Origin of the sequence: Streptococcus mitis, assembly GCF_946190375.1 — a bacterium.
Taxonomy (GTDB): Bacteria; Bacillota; Bacilli; order Lactobacillales; family Streptococcaceae; genus Streptococcus; species Streptococcus mitis_CJ.
This window is the reverse complement of the sequence record NZ_CAMIAF010000007.1, coordinates 17,602-34,116: the sequence shown is the minus strand read 5'-3', so window position 1 is coordinate 34,116 and position 16,515 is coordinate 17,602. Positions and strand designations below refer to the sequence as shown.

The following is a 16,515-nucleotide window of genomic DNA, read 5'->3' as shown; positions in this document are numbered from 1 at the left end:
CCTTCTTTTTAATGGAGACAGAAAGATGATGAATGAATTATTTGGAGAATTTTTAGGGACTTTAATCCTGATTCTTCTAGGAAATGGTGTAGTTGCTGGTGTGGTTCTTCCAAAAACCAAGAGCAACAGCTCAGGTTGGATTGTGATTACTATGGGGTGGGGAATTGCAGTTGCGGTTGCAGTATTTGTATCTGGCAAGCTCAGTCCAGCTCATTTAAACCCAGCTGTGACCATCGGTGTGGCCTTAAAAGGTGGTTTGCCTTGGACTTCCGTTTTGCCTTATATCTTAGCCCAGTTCGCAGGGGCTATGCTCGGTCAGATTTTGGTTTGGTTGCAATTCAAACCGCATTATGAGGCTGAAGAAAATGCAGGCAATATTTTGGCTACTTTCAGCACAGGACCAGCTATCAAAGATACTGTATCAAACTTGATTAGTGAAATCCTAGGAACTTTTGTATTGGTATTAACAATCTTTTCTTTGGGTCTTTACGATTTTCAGGCAGGTATCGGAACCTTTGCAGTGGGTACTTTGATTGTCGGTATCGGTCTATCACTAGGTGGGACAACAGGTTATGCCTTGAACCCTGCGCGTGACCTTGGACCTCGTATCATGCACAGTATCTTGCCAATTTCAAACAAGGGAGACGGAGACTGGTCTTATGCTTGGATTCCAGTTGTGGGACCTGTTATCGGTGCAGCCTTGGCCGTGCTTGTATTCTCACTTTTCTAGTTTATACTCAATGAAAATCAAAGAGCAAACTAGGAAACTAGCCGCAGGTTGCTCAAAACAATGTTTTGAGGTTGCAGATAAGACTGACGAAGTCAGTCACATATATACGGCAAGGCGACGTTGACACGGTTTGAATTTGATTTTCGAAGAGTATTAGAAAACAATTATTTTGATAGAGCTTAGGCGAGAGCTCAATTTCAGCAAAAAATACAGTAAATCTTCTCACAATAAAACACATAGTATCAAGTTTTTCAACACCTGATACTATGCGTTTTTTGATTTTAAGACTTTTTCCCAGTCTCTTTTTCGATTGAAGATGTAAGTATTCTAATAACTAACTTCTTAGTACTAGCCAACAACGATAATCATAATTCCTCATAAAATTAGGAATAATAAAGGCAATAGTTTTTGTTTTTTCATGTGAAATACCTCACTTTTATTTTCTTCTATTTTATGCTAAAATATTAAAAATTAAAAACTATTCCCATATATGCTTGTTGGAGAGATGCTATGAAAAAATTTGGAGAAATTTTTAAAAAGTTTCGAGAATCTAGAGGTTTTCGCTTGAAAGATGTCGAAAAAGCTGGTATATCAACATCACAGCTCTCACGTTTTGAAAAGGGAGAGACTGATTTAACCATTTCAAAATTTATGGCTATTTTGGATGAAATTAACATGCCTATTGATGAATTTATGTATGCTGTTCATGATTTTCATCGTGATGAACTGAACGAACTCTTATCAAAGGTTAGGCATTTTGTATCAAATCATGATGTTGATGGGTTGAAAAAACTACTTTATTCTCAGATAGAGTCAGATTCTAAACAAGAGAAATTTCATAAGCTTAACATTATTTTATTAAAAATTCGTTTACAAGATTTATCGGGAGAAGCTTATTATTCTGGTGATGATTTATCTTATCTAACTGATTATCTATTTAGTGTTGAATACTGGGGATACTATGAATTATTGATTTTTTCAAATACGTTAGATGTCCTAAAACACGATGTCTTCATGGTGTTGGCTAGAGAGATGTCTAGACGTTCTGATTTCTACAAAGAAATTCCAAACAATAGACGACTGATTTCATCTATGCTATTAAACGGATATATCACATGTATTGAAAGAGAAAAATTTCTTGATGCGTTGTATTTTGAAAAGCGATTAAACCAATGCTTTTTCACTGAAACTGAAATTTATGAGCGCTTGGTATTCCAGTATGCCCAATATCTATATCGCTATAAAAAAGAGACGAATTGCAAAGCAATTATTGAAATGAGGAAGTGTGTTGGAGCAATGAAATTAGCGGGAAGTAACCATTTGGCAAAGAATTATGAAAGGCACTTAGAAAAAATTTTAGCAGATAAAGGGTAGTGTGCAGATATGGGAAAGGAGGTATCTCGAAGTAATATTTTGGTAGAATTGTCTTTAGAAATTTCAATTACGGTTGTTTTATCAGTTCATTGTATTTGAGCGATAGGATTTTTCGAAATTGTTACCATAATTATGAATTTTGAGGTATTTAATATGCAAGTTCTATCTACATATATTTTAAGAAAGAAAAGTGAAACAGGAGAATTATTTTTCAATAGTAAAAATAATCACTTTTAATAAACAGCATCATATATAGGTTAATTAAATTATTGTATAGTCTCAGTTGGAGTTAATTTGTTTATAACTTTTAGACTGAGGCTTTTATATCTATTCGCTTTCTTTTAGATAGGCTTATTTATGAAATTTCTAAAATACATTAAAACTAATATTTTTATCTATTTTCTAATAGGAGTGCTTTTGAATAGCGGGATGGCTTTAATAAAGCCATTGTTATTGGATAAGCTATTGAATATTCGTGAAGAGCAACTTACAATTGGTACAATTTCATACTTTGTTTTATATGGCCTGTGTTTACACCTGTTTTTTTATAGTACGATGTTGCTAGCAAATTTTGTCAGTAATAATCTGCAGCGTCATCTGCAAATTCGCTTAAAAGATCAGCTTATTAAGAAACTATTTTTGAAAGAAAACGTTGTATATGATGAAAAAGTTTCAATTGTTACACAAGATATGGAACTGCTCTATAATCGCTTCTTTTTACCCCTGGATATGATAGTTGGAAGAGTTTTTATACTTTGTACAACGATTGTTTTTATTTTGGTGCAAAATTTTTGGCTTGGTCTTGTTTTTATCGTGTTTTCTTTTCTTCGACCATTACCTCAATGGGTAATGAATAATCGTTTAATGAAAAGTGGTGCAAATTTTTCGGAAATGCAAAAAGCTTTTCATCTATCTGTAGGAGATTTTTTTAAGGGAGCAGATACGATATATTTTTATGGTGCTAGTAAAGAAAACTTTGCTAAGATGAGAAAAAACAACGAGTGTTACGAGAATGCTCGTTGGAAAAATGAATGGACTAGTAATGTCGTTTATTTTTTCAATGGTCCTTTAGAATTCCTTAGTCAGGTACTACCTCTTGCACTTGGTCTTTTATTACAAAAGAGTGGTATAGAGTTAACAACAGCTAGTTTGGTCTCTATGTATATAGCTACAATGAATCTTAGCGGACCTATTCAAAGAATTATGTATAGCATATCTGATATACAGCGATCGCAAACAGTGAAAGAAAAAATATTTTCATTATTGGAAGAATCTTGTTTAGAAACATCATATCCGACAGTCGAATCTTTAGCTGAGCTAGTTTTGGAGGGCGTTTCAAAACAGGTTGGAGAGCAAGTGCTCTTTTATGATTTGTCACTTAGATTAACTAAGCCAAGTAAAGTTTTAATAAAGGGAGCCAGTGGTACCGGAAAGTCAACTCTCCTACAGTTGGTAGCAGGAAAGATAAGTCCGAATAGTGGTAGAATTATCGTACGTGATAAATCAGGTCGAGAATTTACTCATTATCAAGGGAATATCGCTTATATCTCTCAGAATCCATTTTTCAGACATGGGACAATCCGAGAAAATTTAACATTAGGACAGGAGATTTCAGATAAAGAATTACTCTGTTGCCTAGAACAAGTTGGCTTAACGAATGAAATCACCAATATCTTGGATTATCAACTGATAAACAATGGAGAAAACATTTCAGGTGGACAACGTTTACGACTTGAATTAGTTCGCTGTCTGCTTCGACAAAAAGACATTGTGTTGGCGGATGAGGTTACATCATCCTTAGACAAGGACAATGCATATCAAGTGCGCCAGTTACTTTTGCAGTTGCCTATCATTTTGATTGAAGTTGCTCATCATATTGATTCAGAAACGGTTTATAATCAAGTAATTGATTTGGGAAAATATAGAATAAAATAAATAGACTTGTTCGACATTTTGCTAGCCATAATATACATGCTATATTATAGATTGTTTTAGCTGATTTAAAGATGTGAGAACTAAAAACTATGGCTAAGTTGGAATGTTAAAAATTCAATTTCTGACCACCTAATCTTGTGTCAAATAGTTATCAAACAAAGTCTACTATACCATTTATCAGTTAAATATTTTTATGTTAAGGGAGCGCTATATGTCTAATTCATTTGTCAAGTTGTTAGTCTCTCAATTGTTTGCAAATTTAGCAGATATTTTCTTTAGAGTAACCATCATTGCTAACATATACATTATTTCAAAATCAGTAATTGCCACATCACTAGTTCCTATTTTAATAGGGATATCCTCTTTTGTTGCTAGTCTTCTAGTTCCTTTAGTTACTAAAAGACTAGCGCTAAATAGGGTTTTATATTTATCCCAATTTGGAAAGACTATATTATTAACGATACTGGTAGGAATGTTTACTGTAATGCAATCCGTAGCGCCTTTGGTAACCTATCTATTTGTTGTAGCAATTTCAATATTAGATGGTTTTGCAGCACCTGTTTCCTATGCTATTGTGCCACGCTATGCGACCGATTTGGGTAAGGCTAATTCAGCCTTATCAATGAGTGGTGAAGCTGTTCAGTTAGTGGGTTGGGGATTAGGTGGACTCTTGTTTTCAACAATTGGTCTCTTACCTACCACGTTTATCATTTTAATCTTGTATATCATTTCTAGCTTTTTGATGTTATTTCTTCCTAACGCTGAAGTGGAGGTGTTAGAGTCAGAAACTAATCTTGAAATTTTGCTCAAAGGTTGGAAGTTAGTTGCTAGAGATCCTAGATTAAGACTTTTTGTATCAGCAAATTTATTGGAAATTTTCTCAAATACGATTTGGGTTTCGTCTATCATACTTGTCTTTGTAACTGAGTTATTAAATAAAACGGAAAGTTACTGGGGATATTCTAATACAGCATACTCTATTGGTATTATAATTAGTGGCTTAATTGCTTTTAGGCTATCTGAAAAGTTCCTTGCTGCTAAATGGGAAAGTATTCTTTTTCCTCTTGTAGCTATGGCAATAGTGACACTGACTATTCTATATTTTCCAAACGCACAGATGTTTTTATTATTTTCAGCTTTAGTTGGTATGTTATCGCAGCTAAAAGAAGTTCCTGAAACTGTATTTCTTCAGGAAACAGTAGAGGAAAATCATTTGGTTAATGTCTATTCCGTTCTTGAAGTGATTTCGACATTAGCATTTTCAGTATTTGTTTTGCTAATGAGCTATATTACTGAGAGTTTTGGTATTAGCATCAGTTTTTGGCTATCAGCCATTTGTCTGATGATAGAAGCTATTTTAATTTATATCAGACGAGACTATTTTAAATGAGAGACCGGGTAAGAAGTCTTTAAAAATCAGAAAAGCGCATAGTATCAGGTGTTGAAAAACTTGATATTGTGCGTTTTATTATGGAAAGCTTCCCTTCATTTTCTACTGAACTTGAGTTTTTGCCCAGGATCACTCTATTTGAAATATACATAGAAAAACCGCATAATCCTTAAAATAAACTGAAATCTACTGAAAATCTACGGCAAACAATTGAAAAATTACCCTATAAAGTGGTACAATAGTAGAAAAATACTATAGTAAGAGTCTATCTTATTTAGCAAAAATTACAGAAATGAATGGTTTTTCTTGATGAAACAGAGAAAAGAATTGTACCTCTTTCTTGGTCGGACAGCCTTGTATTTTCTTATCTTTCTAGGGCTGCTTTACTTTTTTAGCTATCTTGGCCAGGGTCAAGGAAGCTTTATCTATAATGAATTTTAACTTGAAGGAGAATCCCTATTGTGTCAAATAAACCAATAGCAGATATGATTGAAACCATTGAGCATTTTGCTCAGACCCAGCCTAGCTATCCTGTTTACAATGTTTTGGGACAGGAACACACTTATGGAGATTTAAAGACTGATTCGGATAGTTTGGCTGCAGCTATTGACCAACTGAATTTACCAGAGAAGTCTCCTGTGGTTGTTTTTGGCGGCCAAGAATATGAAATGTTGGCAACCTTTGTAGCGCTGACTAAGTCAGGTCATGCCTACATTCCAATTGATAGCCATTCGGCCTTGGAGCGAGTTTCAGCTATTTTAGAAGTAGCGGAGCCAAGCTTGATTATTGCTATCTCAGACTTTCCATTGGAGCAGGTTTCTACGCCAATGATGACTCTAGCTCAGGTTCAAGAAGCCTTTGCTCAAGGGAATAACTATGAAATTACGCATCCAGTCAAGGGAGATGATAATTACTATATCATCTTTACTTCTGGTACGACTGGTAAGCCAAAGGGGGTGCAGATTTCCCATGATAACCTCCTCAGCTTTACCAACTGGATGATTACGGATAAGGAATTTGCGACGCCAAGTCGTCCGCAAATGCTGGCTCAGCCACCTTACTCTTTTGACTTGTCTGTCATGTACTGGGCACCGACCTTGGCATTAGGTGGTACGCTTTTCGCTCTTCCTTCAGCTATTACTCAGGACTTTAAGCAACTCTTTGCGACCATCTTTTCATTGCCAATCGCTATCTGGACATCAACCCCTTCTTTTGCAGATATGGCCATGTTGTCTGAAGACTTTAACAGCGAGAAAATGCCAGGAATCACGCATTTCTACTTTGATGGTGAAGAATTGACGGTCAAAACAGCTCAAAAACTGCGCGAGCGTTTCCCAAATGCCCGTATTATCAATGCCTACGGTCCAACAGAAGCGACAGTAGCTCTGTCAGCAGTTGCCGTGACAGATGAGATGTTGGCGACTCTCAAACGTCTACCAATCGGCTATACCAAGGCTGATTCTCCAACCTTTATCATTGACGAGGAAGGCAATAAATTGCCAAATGGCGAACAGGGAGAGATCATTGTTTCTGGGCCAGCTGTTTCAAAAGGATATATGAACAATCCTGAAAAAACAGCGGAAGCCTTCTTTGAATTTGAAGGTCTACCAGCCTACCATACAGGAGATGTGGGAACTATGACAGATGAAGGCTTACTTCTCTACGGCGGACGCATGGACTTCCAGATTAAGTTCAACGGTTACCGCATTGAGTTAGAAGATGTCTCTCAAAACCTCAACAAGTCTCGCTTTATCGAGTCTGCTGTTGCTGTTCCACGTTATAACAAGGACCACAAGGTACAAAATCTACTGGCCTATGTCATCTTAAAAGACGGTGTTCGTGAGCAGTTTGAGCGTGATATCGATATTACCAAGGCCATCAAGGAAGATTTGACAGACATCATGATGTCCTACATGATGCCGTCTAAATTCCTTTACCGAGACAGTTTGCCACTGACTCCAAATGGAAAGATTGACATCAAAGGATTGATTAACGAGGTGAACAAGAGATGATGGAGTTCTTTCAACAGCTTCCTCATTTAGAGCCATACGGCAATCCTCAGTATTTTGTCTATGTGATTGCTGCAACCTTGCCTATCTTTATCGGCCTCTTTTTCAAGAAACGCTTTGCCTGGTATGAAGTGTTGGTTAGTCTCTTCTTTATCGTCACCATGTTGGTAGGGGGGAAGACTAATCAGTTGGCTGCCTTGGGTATTTATCTGTGCTGGGAAATATTGCTCGTACTCTTCTACAAGCATTATCGAAAAAGTAAGGATGGCAAGTGGGTCTTCTACCTAGTTAGTTTTCTGTCCCTCCTTCCGATTATCTTTGTTAAGGTGCAGCCAGCTATCAATGGAACGCAGTCTTTGCTTGGCTTTTTGGGAATTTCTTATCTGACCTTTCGTTCGGTTGGGATTATCATCGAGCTGAGAGATGGAGTGATTAAGGATTTTACGCTCTGGGAATTCCTCCGTTTTCTTCTCTTCATGCCGACCTTTTCAAGTGGTCCAATCGATCGCTTTAAGCGATTTAATGAAAATTATCAGACCATTCCTGAGCGAGATGAGTTGATGGATATGCTGGATGAATCCGTTCGCTATATCATGTGGGGATTTTTGTATAAGTTTATCCTAGCTCATGTTTTAGGAGAAACCTTGCTACCTCCTCTGAAGAATCTAGCTCTGCAGTCAGGTGGCTTCTTTAACCTCTATGCTTTGGCAGTTATGTATACATTTGGTCTGGAGCTCTTCTTTGACTTTGCAGGTTACTCTATGTTTGCCTTGGCTATCTCAAACTTAATGGGAATCCGTAGCCCTATCAACTTTAATAAGCCCTTTCTGTCTAGGGATTTAAAAGAGTTTTGGAATCGTTGGCATATGAGTCTGTCTTTCTGGTTCCGTGACTTTGTCTTTATGCGAATGGTGATGGTATTGACCAGAAAGAAGGTCTTTAAAAATCGCAATGTAACCTCAAGTGTGGCCTACATTGTAAATATGCTGATTATGGGATTTTGGCATGGAGTGACTTGGTACTATATCGCTTATGGACTCTTTCATGGGATTGGGCTGGTCATCAATGACGCTTGGGTTCGCAAGAAAAAAACGCTCAATAAGGAGCGGAAAAAAGCAGGGAAGCCTGCTCTACCTGAGAATCGCTGGATTCAGTTGCTTGGCATGGTTGTCACCTTCCATGTCGTCATGCTGTCATTCTTAATCTTTTCTGGATTCTTGAATGATCTATGGTTTAAAAAATAAAAGGAAATAAAATATGGATATCAAATCAGAAGTTATCGAAATTATTGATGAGTTGTTTATGGAAGATGTTTCTGACATGATGGATGAAGATCTTTTTGATGCAGGTGTCTTGGATAGTATGGGAACGGTTGAATTGATTGTGGAGATTGAGAACCGTTTTGACATTCGTGTCCCTGTGACAGAGTTTGGTCGCGATGACTGGAATACAGCTAATAAAATCATAGCTGGTATTGTGGAGCTACAAAATGCTTAAACGCTTATGGATGATCTTCGGACCGGTCTTGATAGCTGGTTTGTTGGTTTTTCTGCTCATTTTCTTTTATCCTACTGAGATGCGTCATAATCTAGGCGCTGAAAAACGTTCAGCGGTGGCTACTACTATCGATAGTTTTAAGGAGCGAAGTCAAAAGGTTAGAGCCTTATCTGATCCAAATATGCGTTTTGTTCCCTTCTTTGGTTCTAGTGAATGGCTTCGTTTTGACGGTGCTCATCCTGCGGTATTGGCAGAGAAATACAATCGCTCTTATCGCCCCTATCTTTTAGGACAGAGGGGAGCTGCATCGCTTAACCAGTATTTTGGGATGCAACAGATGTTGCCACAGCTGGAGAATAAACAAGTTGTGTATGTTATCTCACCTCAATGGTTCAGTAAAAATGGCTATGAACCAGCTGCCTTCCAGCAGTATTTTAATGGAGACCAGTTGACCAGTTTTCTGGAAAATCAATCTGGAGATCAGGCTAGCCAGTATGCAGCGACTCGCTTACTGCAGCAGTTTCCAAATGTAGCTATGAAGGACCTGGTTCAGAAGTTGGCAAGTAAAGAAGAATTGTCGACGGCAGACAATGAAATGATTGAATTATTGGCTCGGTTTAATGAACGCCAAGCTTCCTTTTTTGGTCAGTTTTCAGTTAGAGGCTATGTCAATTATGATAAACATGTAGTTAAGTATTTAAAGACTTTGCCAGACCAGTTTTCTTATCAAGCTATAGAAGATATTGTTAAAGCAGATGCTGAAAAGAATACTTCCAATAATGACCTAGGAATGGAAAATTATTTCTATAATACGCAGATCAAGAAGGATTTGAAGAAATTAAAGGACTCTCAGAAAAGCTTTACCTACCTCAAGTCGCCAGAGTATAATGACTTGCAGTTGGTTTTAACACAGTTTTCTAAATCTAAGGTCAACCCGATTTTTATCATTCCACCTGTTAATAAAAAATGGATGGACTATGCTGGTCTACGAGAGGATATGTACCAACAAACGGTGCAGAAGATTCGCTACCAGTTAGAAAGTCAAGGGTTTAACAATATAGCAGATTTTTCAAAAAATGGTGCTGAACCTTATTTTGTAAAAGATACAATTCATATTGGTTGGTTGGGCTGGTTGGCTTTTGACAAGGCAGTTGATCCTTTCCTATCCAATCCCACACCAGCTCCGACTTACCATCTGAATGAGCGCTTTTTCAGCAAAGATTGGGCGACATACGATGGAGATATCAAGGACTTTCAATAGATCATAATATAGAAGAGTTCAAGAATGAAGCCTATTTTCACGTTTTTTCTTGACTCTTTTTTTGCTTGTGATATAATTAACTGGTAAACAAAATTTCAAAGAATAGTATTTTTCTCTTAAAAAAGAGAAGTCTAAAAGGAAAGGAGTCAGATATGAGACAGCTAGCGAAGGATATCGATGGCTTTTTGAATGAGGTGATTTTACAGGCGGAAAACCAACATGAAATCCTAATAGGTCATTGCACTAGCGAGGTGGCCCTGACCAATACTCAGGAGCACATCCTCATGCTCTTGTCGGAGGAATCTTTAACCAATTCAGATTTGGCTCGTCGTCTCAATGTCAGTCAGGCGGCAGTTACCAAGGCCATTAAGTCTTTGGTCAAGGAAGGGATGTTGGAAACATCTAAAGATCCTAAGGATGCGCGTGTGATTTTTTATCAGTTGACTGATTTGGCTCGTCCAATCGCTGAGGAGCACCATCATCACCATGAGCATACACTTTTAACCTATGAACAAGTAGCGACTCAGTTTACTCCAAATGAACAAAAAGTTATTCAGCGGTTTTTGACTGCTTTAGTAGGAGAAATCAAATAATGAGATATATTACGGTAGAGGATTTGTCCTTCTATTATGATAAGGAGCCTGTTCTTGAACATATCAATTATAGTGTTGATAGTGGGGAATTTGTTACCTTGACAGGGGAGAATGGGGCAGCTAAGACGACACTCATCAAGGCCAGTCTTGGAATCCTCCAGCCACGCATTGGAAAGGTGACCATTTCAAAGACAAATACGCAGGGTAAGAAATTGAGAATAGCCTATCTTCCTCAGCAGATTGCTAGTTTTAATGCAGGTTTTCCAAGTACGGTTTATGAATTTGTCAAGTCGGGTCGCTATCCACGAAAGGGTTGGTTCCGTCGTTTGAATGCTCATGATGAGGAGCATATCAAGGCTAGTTTGGACTCAGTTGGTATGTGGGAACACCGAGACAAACGCTTGGGGTCTCTATCTGGGGGACAAAAGCAGCGAGCGGTGATTGCGCGTATGTTTGCTTCTGACCCAGATGTGTTTATCCTAGATGAACCGACAACGGGGATGGATGCAGGAAGTAAAAATGAATTTTACGAACTCATGCACCACAGTGCCCATCATCATGGCAAGGCTGTTTTGATGATTACCCATGACCCTGAAGAAGTTAAGGACTACGCGGACCGCAATATTCATCTAGTCCGTAACCAAGACTCGCCATGGCGTTGTTTCAACGTTCATGAGAATGATCAGGAGGTGGGCCATGCTTAGTTTGTTATCTTATGACTTTATGCAGCGTGCCTTTCTGGCGGTTATTGCTATGAGTCTTTTCTCGCCAGTATTGGGAACCTTCCTTATCTTGCGTCGTCAGAGTTTGATGAGTGATACCCTCAGCCACGTCTCGCTTTCGGGTGTAGCTTTTGGTCTGGTCCTAGGGATTTCTCCGACTATTTCAACTATTGCTATTGTCTTGATTGCGGCGGTCTTTCTGGAGTATCTCCGTACGGTTTACAAGAGCTTTATGGAAATCGGGACAGCTATCCTCATGTCAACAGGACTGGCTGTTTCTCTGATTGTCATGAGCAAGGGGAAAAGTTCTAGTTCTATGAGTTTGGACCAGTATCTTTTTGGTTCAATCGTGACTATTAGTGAAGAACAGGTCATTTCCCTCTTTGTCATTGCGGCGGTTGTTTTGATTTTGACCTTCCTCTTCCTTCGTCCTATGTATATCTTGACCTTTGATGAGGATACGGCCTTTGTGGATGGCTTGCCAGTTCGTACCATGTCCATTCTTTTTAACATGGTGACGGGGGTGGCCATTGCCCTTATGATTCCTGCTGCGGGAGCTCTTCTGGTATCGACCATTATGGTCTTGCCAGCTAGTATTGCCCTGCGTCTGGGGAAAAACTTTAAATCGGTTATGCTGCTAGCCAGTGCTATTGGATTTTTGGGAATGGTGGCAGGACTCTACATTTCCTACTATGCAGAAACACCTGCAAGCGCAAGTATTACTATTATTTTTGTAACTGTCTTTTTACTGATCAGTTTAGTAAGACGTTTTATCAAATAGGAGACTAATGTGAAAAAAATTAGCTTATTGCTAGCCAGTCTATGTGCCTTGTTTTTAGTGGCTTGTTCCAATCAAAAGCAGGCAGATGGTAAACTAAATATTGTGACAACCTTTTACCCTGTCTATGAATTTACTAAGCAAGTCGCAGGAGATACTGCTAATGTAGAACTCCTCATCGGTGCTGGTACAGAACCCCATGAATATGAACCGTCTGCCAAGGCAGTTGCCAAAATTCAAGATGCAGATACCTTCGTTTATGAAAATGAAAATATGGAAACATGGGTTCCTAAATTGCTAGATACCTTGGATAAGAAAAAGGTCAAAACCATCAAGGCGACAGGAGATATGTTGCTCTTGCCAGGTGGCGAGGAAGAAGAGGGAGACCATGACCATGGCGAAGAAGGTCATCACCATGAGTACGATCCCCATGTTTGGTTATCACCAGTTCGTGCTATTAAACTTGTAGAGCACATCCGTGATAGCCTATCAGCAGATTATCCGGATAAAAAAGATACCTTTGAGAAGAATGCTGCTGCCTATATAGAAAAATTACAAGCCTTAGATAAGGCTTATGCAGAAGGCTTGTCTCAAGCCAAACAAAAGAGCTTTGTAACGCAACACGCAGCCTTTAACTATCTTGCCTTGGACTATGGACTCAAACAAGTCGCAATCTCAGGCCTTTCTCCAGATGCAGAGCCATCAGCAGCTCGCTTGGCAGAATTGACAGAGTACGTCAAGAAAAATAAAATCGCCTATATCTACTTTGAGGAAAATGCCTCACAAGCCCTTGCTAATACACTTTCAAAAGAAGCAGGTGTCAAAACTGATGTCCTCAATCCTTTAGAAAGTCTGACAGAAGAGGACACCAAGGCGGGAGAAAATTACATCTCCGTGATGGAGAAAAACCTCAAGGCTTTGAAACAAACAACAGACCAAGAAGGTCCAGCTATCGAACCTGAAAAGGCAGAGGATACCAAGACAGTTCAAAATGGTTACTTTGAGGATGCAGCTGTCAAGGACCGCACCTTGAGTGACTATGCAGGTAACTGGCAATCAGTTTATCCTTTCCTTGAAGATGGTACGTTTGATCAAGTCTTTGACTACAAGGCTAAGTTGACTGGTAAGATGACTCAGGCTGAGTACAAGGCTTACTATACAAAAGGCTACCAGACAGATGTCACTAAGATCAACATTGCTGATAATACTATGGAATTTGTTCAAGGTGGACAAAGTAAGAAATTCACCTACAAGTATGTTGGTAAGAAAATCTTAACTTACAAGAAAGGCAATCGTGGCGTGCGCTTCCTCTTTGAAGCCACAGATGCTGACGCTGGACAGTTCAAATATGTTCAGTTTAGTGACCACAATATCGCCCCAGTTAAGGCAGAACATTTCCATATTTTCTTTGGAGGCACAAGCCAAGAAGCTCTCTTTGAAGAAATGGATAACTGGCCAACCTACTACCCAGATAACCTATCTGGACAAGAAATCGCCCAAGAAATGTTGGCGCATTGATGAGAAACCGACCAGTTCATAGGAGCTAGTCGGTTTTTGGGTACTAGATAGCTAGCTTCATTATAGACCTTTCAGAACTTTAAAAAATAAATAAAACTCTTGAAATATCTGGGCCTGTATGTTAGAATAAACTTGATAGGCAAGGTTCATTAGAACACCAAAGCCCCTAACTATTGCAGTAGTTAAGGGCTTTTTTGACGTATCTTAGCGATTTAACGGGTGTTGATAGGCTAGTCAGTCGGTCGGTCTACTTCTTACCATCTAGCCATTTGCAGACGAAATACAAGATAATTCCTGCTATGACGTCCGCTATAATAGTAAGAACGAGCTCTGGGGCAAGGTTCATTAGTTTCACCTCCTCTCACGAACCCATAGGAACGTAATCGGTAACCGATGACAAAAATAGTATATCACATTAAATTTAGATCATCAAGATTGCTTAATTCTTGAAATATAGGGGATAGGCAAAAAGTCTTTAAAATCAAAAAACGTATAGTATCAGATGTATAAAAGCTTGATGTTATATCAATTATAAAAGTGGATAGGAAAGTTTTCTGATTATCAGAATTCCTTCCTATCCACTTTTTGAAGATTGTAAGTTAGCCTAATTTTATGTAGAATCAGCTTATTTGTTTTATTTATCAAAACCTTGCAAGGCTTTTTGGCGTTCTTCTACTTGACCTTTAGCATCTAGTTTATTACCACCGTATACAGCTGATTCCCATGATCCGTACATTGGATTTGGGAAGATGATGAATTTTTCACCGAATTCTTTTTGCAATTCTTCAAGTTGTTTATCACGGTCAGATTCAGAAGTCTTAGAAAAATCTGCAAAGTCTACGAGGTTATCACCAAACAATAAGATAAGATTTGTTTTTTCTTGAACTTTTTGGCGACGACCTTCTTTGGATTTTACACCACTTTCTAAGAACATGAGATGATCACGTCCTTGAACAGGAATTCCTTCACTTTCTAGATTTTTAATAGTAGCATCTACTTGATTAGATGAGCGGTCAGAAATATAGTAGATTTGGACACCGTTTTGATCAGCAAATTGAAGAAAATCCTTGGCACCTGGGACAGCTTTTGCTGCAGCTTTTTGAACCCAAATATCCCAATTTTCGGGTGTGAATGCTGTACCATCTTTGACATTTTGTACTTGATAAGGGCTATTATCTAGGACAGTTTCATCCAAGTCTAAAACGATAGAGTAAGGTTTGTCTGATTCTGTTTTGAGCAATTCCTTTAGGTGATTTGTTGCAACGTTATAACCCTGTATGTATAAAGCTTTAGTTTCAGCTGATTTTTGATACCAAAGAGTTGACATAGTGTTTTCTCTTGACCGTAGTTGGTCATATGTCAATGTAATCTGATTATCAGATGAGCTATTATTGTTTGTCTGTGTTTCTGTAGACTTTGTTGCACAACTAGCCAATAAGACGACAGAAGCAAGTGTAGAAAGGATTGTAACAGTAGTTTTTGCTGTTTTCATGAAATATCTCCTATTCATTCATTTCAATAAATAGTATAGCACGAGAGAAAAGTTAAGGCAAGTTATTCCCTGACTATGGATGAAGATTCTATAGAAGTTAATGTAATGAAAAAAGCGATTGCTGACTTGAAATGTAGTTTCACCTCTAATTATTGACATTTCAGGAAAAATCGCAGTAAAAATTACACAGCCTTCTTTAAATGTGCTATAATACAGGAAAAATAATAATGGAGGTCACGATAATGGCAACATTTTTGATGATTTTTGTGGTGGTTTGTGTGCTCCTATTGGTGATAGTCACACTGAGTACAGTTTATGTGGTTCGTCAGCAGTCGGTGGCGATTATTGAACGCTTTGGGAAATATCAAAAGGTTGCCAATAGCGGTATTCATATTCGCTTGCCTTTTGGAATTGACTCGATTGCAGCGCGGATTCAGTTGCGCTTGTTGCAAAGCGATATTGTGGTTGAGACCAAGACCAAGGACAATGTGTTCGTTATGATGAATGTAGCGACCCAGTATCGTGTCAATGAGCAGAGCGTAACAGATGCCTACTATAAACTCATGCGTCCAGAATCTCAGATTAAATCTTATATCGAAGATGCCCTTCGCTCTTCCGTTCCCAAATTAACCTTGGACGAATTGTTTGAGAAAAAAGATGAGATTGCCCTTGAGGTTCAACACCAAGTAGCGGAAGAAATGACAACTTACGGTTATATTATCGTGAAAACCTTGATTACCAAGGTCGAACCTGATGCAGAAGTTAAGCAATCCATGAATGAAATCAATGCGGCCCAACGTAAGCGTGTTGCAGCGCAAGAATTGGCTGAAGCTGACAAGATTAAAATCGTCACTGCAGCTGAAGCCGAAGCAGAAAAAGACCGCCTTCATGGTGTGGGGATTGCCCAACAACGTAAGGCGATTGTGGATGGATTGGCAGAGTCTATCACCGAACTCAAGGAAGCCAATGTTGGCATGACAGAAGAACAAATCATGTCCATTCTTTTGACTAACCAGTATTTGGATACCTTGAATACCTTTGCCTCTAAAGGAAACCAAACTATCTTTTTACCAAATACGCCAAATGGTGTGGATGATATCCGTACTCAAATCTTGTCAGCCCTTCGCGCTGAGAAGAAATAATAGACTAAAGAGCTTGGCAACAGGCTCTTTTTGCATTGCATTTGTTAAGAAAAGCAAAGAACATTGATATACAT

General features: G+C 38.5%; 15 protein-coding genes. 14 read left to right on the top strand and 1 reads right to left on the bottom strand.

Going from position 1 to position 16,515, the window contains the following annotated elements; genetic code table 11:
- Window positions 1–25: 25 nt before the first annotated feature.
- The 13 genes from N8M09_RS04370 (at window position 26) to adcA (ending at window position 13,807) form a co-directional block, all read left to right on the top strand.
- On the top strand, window positions 26–730 hold the full coding sequence (locus N8M09_RS04370; RefSeq protein WP_261064075.1) for an MIP/aquaporin family protein: 705 nt from the start codon (window positions 26–28) through the stop codon (window positions 728–730).
- Window positions 731–1,240: 510 nt separating this feature from the next.
- Complete coding sequence (locus tag N8M09_RS04365) at window positions 1,241–2,104, top strand: helix-turn-helix domain-containing protein (protein ID WP_261064072.1); 864 nt, start codon at window positions 1,241–1,243, stop codon at window positions 2,102–2,104.
- Window positions 2,105–2,461: 357 nt separating this feature from the next.
- A complete protein-coding gene (locus tag N8M09_RS04360) occupies window positions 2,462–4,039 on the top strand; it encodes an ATP-binding cassette domain-containing protein (RefSeq protein WP_261064070.1) in 1,578 nt (525 codons plus the stop codon).
- Window positions 4,040–4,250: 211 nt separating this feature from the next.
- Window positions 4,251–5,429, top strand: a complete 1,179-nt coding sequence (locus N8M09_RS04355; RefSeq protein WP_261064068.1) for a ryptide export MFS transporter — start codon at window positions 4,251–4,253, stop codon at window positions 5,427–5,429.
- Between the two features lie 309 nt (window positions 5,430–5,738).
- The gene (locus N8M09_RS04350) at window positions 5,739–5,870 is read left to right on the top strand and encodes a teichoic acid D-Ala incorporation-associated protein DltX (protein ID WP_000813667.1); all 132 of its coding nucleotides are present in this window, start codon (window positions 5,739–5,741) and stop codon (window positions 5,868–5,870) included.
- Window positions 5,871–5,890: 20 nt separating this feature from the next.
- Window positions 5,891–7,441, top strand: a complete 1,551-nt coding sequence (gene dltA, locus N8M09_RS04345) for a D-alanine--poly(phosphoribitol) ligase subunit DltA (RefSeq protein WP_261064067.1) — start codon at window positions 5,891–5,893, stop codon at window positions 7,439–7,441.
- Window positions 7,438–8,682, top strand: a complete 1,245-nt coding sequence (gene dltB / locus N8M09_RS04340; protein ID WP_261064064.1) for a D-alanyl-lipoteichoic acid biosynthesis protein DltB — start codon at window positions 7,438–7,440, stop codon at window positions 8,680–8,682. The genes dltA and dltB overlap by 4 nt, the downstream gene beginning before the upstream one ends.
- Before the next feature lie 13 nt (window positions 8,683–8,695).
- Window positions 8,696–8,935: a D-alanine--poly(phosphoribitol) ligase subunit DltC gene (gene dltC, locus N8M09_RS04335; RefSeq protein ID WP_000351967.1), complete on the top strand. Its 240-nt coding sequence runs from the start codon at window positions 8,696–8,698 to the stop codon at window positions 8,933–8,935.
- A complete protein-coding gene (gene dltD / locus N8M09_RS04330) occupies window positions 8,928–10,196 on the top strand; it encodes a D-alanyl-lipoteichoic acid biosynthesis protein DltD (RefSeq protein WP_261064061.1) in 1,269 nt (422 codons plus the stop codon). The genes dltC and dltD overlap by 8 nt, the downstream gene beginning before the upstream one ends.
- 152 nt (window positions 10,197–10,348) lie before the next feature.
- On the top strand, window positions 10,349–10,789 hold the full coding sequence (gene adcR / locus N8M09_RS04325) for a zinc-dependent transcriptional regulator AdcR (protein WP_001249312.1): 441 nt from the start codon (window positions 10,349–10,351) through the stop codon (window positions 10,787–10,789).
- Window positions 10,789–11,493 (top strand): metal ABC transporter ATP-binding protein, encoded by a 705-nt coding sequence (locus N8M09_RS04320; protein ID WP_001269496.1) that lies wholly within the window; start codon window positions 10,789–10,791, stop codon window positions 11,491–11,493. Before adcR ends, N8M09_RS04320 begins: the two co-directional genes overlap by 1 nt.
- The gene (locus N8M09_RS04315; protein WP_000950030.1) at window positions 11,486–12,292 is read left to right on the top strand and encodes a metal ABC transporter permease; all 807 of its coding nucleotides are present in this window, start codon (window positions 11,486–11,488) and stop codon (window positions 12,290–12,292) included. Before N8M09_RS04320 ends, N8M09_RS04315 begins: the two co-directional genes overlap by 8 nt.
- A 9-nt stretch (window positions 12,293–12,301) precedes the next feature.
- On the top strand, window positions 12,302–13,807 hold the full coding sequence (gene adcA, locus N8M09_RS04310) for a zinc ABC transporter substrate-binding lipoprotein AdcA (RefSeq protein WP_261064059.1): 1,506 nt from the start codon (window positions 12,302–12,304) through the stop codon (window positions 13,805–13,807).
- Between the two features lie 634 nt (window positions 13,808–14,441).
- On the opposite strand, the gene N8M09_RS04305 is transcribed toward adcA, so the two are convergent.
- Window positions 14,442–15,299, bottom strand: coding sequence for a 5'-nucleotidase, lipoprotein e(P4) family (locus N8M09_RS04305; protein ID WP_261064057.1), 858 nt, complete (start codon window positions 15,297–15,299; stop codon window positions 14,442–14,444).
- Window positions 15,300–15,556: 257 nt separating this feature from the next.
- Here N8M09_RS04305 and N8M09_RS04300 point away from each other — a divergent pair, with 257 nt between their 5' ends.
- Window positions 15,557–16,441: an SPFH domain-containing protein gene (locus N8M09_RS04300; RefSeq protein WP_004235732.1), complete on the top strand. Its 885-nt coding sequence runs from the start codon at window positions 15,557–15,559 to the stop codon at window positions 16,439–16,441.
- Window positions 16,442–16,515: the final 74 nt, after the last annotated feature.